This is a genomic window from Pseudomonas reinekei, from assembly GCF_001945365.1.
Lineage (GTDB): Bacteria > Pseudomonadota > Gammaproteobacteria > Pseudomonadales > Pseudomonadaceae > Aquipseudomonas > Aquipseudomonas reinekei.
On sequence record NZ_MSTQ01000048.1, the window covers coordinates 1 to 1,307 of the forward strand.

The following is a 1,307-nucleotide window of genomic DNA, read 5'->3' on the forward strand; positions in this document are numbered from 1 at the left end:
TGTCTAGTCCTGAAATAGGTTTACACCTGTTTCACCCTAACGCCCGATGCACCGCATCGGGCGTTTTGTATTTTAAAGAGAGGTGCGGCCGCTCTTGGTTGTAGATCGTGACGGCCTCTCGCACCATCTGTGTGGCCTGCGCAAAATCCGCAGGTCGGTGGATCAAGAACTCTGTTTTCAAGATGCCGTTGACCCGCTCTGCCAAGGCGTTTTGGTAGCAGTCGTAGCCGTCGGTCATCGAGCAAGTGATGCCATGCTTTGCGTGCATTTCTTGATAAAGGGCAGAGCAGTACTGGGCGCCTCGATCCGAGTGATGGACGAGTTTCTGAACGCTTCGACGTCGCTTCAAAGCCATTCGAAAGGCTTGCACCACGGAGTTGGTGTGCAGACTTTCATGCACGTGATAACCGACTATTTTTCTCGAAAAGACATCCGTCACTAAACTCAAATAGGCAACGCCATCACGGGTAGGCAGGTACGTAATATCGGCAACCCAGACCTGTTCTGGGCCGGTAGCGACTATTTGTTCCGGGCTTGGCTTGAGCAGATTGGGGTGTCGGCGGAAGCGATGATGGCTGTCGGTCGTCTTGTGATACGCCCGTTTTCTGCGGACCAACTGGCGGCTTTCCCGCAAAACCGCGAACAAACGATCCCGGCCAACATGGAGCTCCTGTTGCTCACGCTGCTCATGCATCATCGAATGCAGCTTCCGAGTGCCGATGCACGGTTGGCGAGCACGGACCTTCTCTACAAACGTTATGAGCTGCTGATCCTGGTCGGCCCGCGCCCTGTAGACCCGGTTGCGTTTGTAATAGGCCTGACGGCTTATTCCCATAAATTGGCAAGCCCTGCTGACACTCAGGGTTTGGGTTTGCGCAACGACTTGCCGGGTCGCTTTTTTACGACAGATACGCCGTAGTCATTTTTCAGAACATCGACCACGGCTTCAAAGAATTGGGCTTTCTGAGTTGCCAGCGCCAGTTGTTCCTCGAGTTCTTTGATTCTTTGTTCGGGAGTCAGTGGCAAGGTTGGCTCGTCCATAGGTCTGATCCTCTGGGAGCGAATGGAGGCGCCTTGGCTCCAGTCCTGGCGACCATGTTTGCGTAACCAAACCAACACCGTCGACCGACCCTGAATCCCATAGCGCCGCTGAGCCTCTTTATAACTCAACTCGCCTTTTTCGACCTGGTCGACAACCGATAATTTAAAAGTCAGTGTGTAATCACGCTGACTGCGCTTCGTGCCCGTATCCATTGCACCTTCCTGAAAAGAAGTCAGAAGGTGTAAACCTTATTCAGGACGGGACA

The 1,307-nt window shown here is 53.3% G+C and carries 1 protein-coding gene; it reads right to left on the reverse strand.

The features are described 5' to 3' along the window. Nucleotides 1–31: 31 nt before the first annotated feature. Nucleotides 32–1,254, reverse strand: a protein-coding gene (locus BVK86_RS28880) for an IS3 family transposase (protein WP_408002951.1) whose coding sequence is annotated in 2 segments (ribosomal slippage) — nt 32–903 and nt 903–1,254 — 1,224 coding nt in all. Because the reading frame shifts where the segments join, the coding sequence is not laid out codon by codon here. Nucleotides 1,255–1,307: the final 53 nt, after the last annotated feature.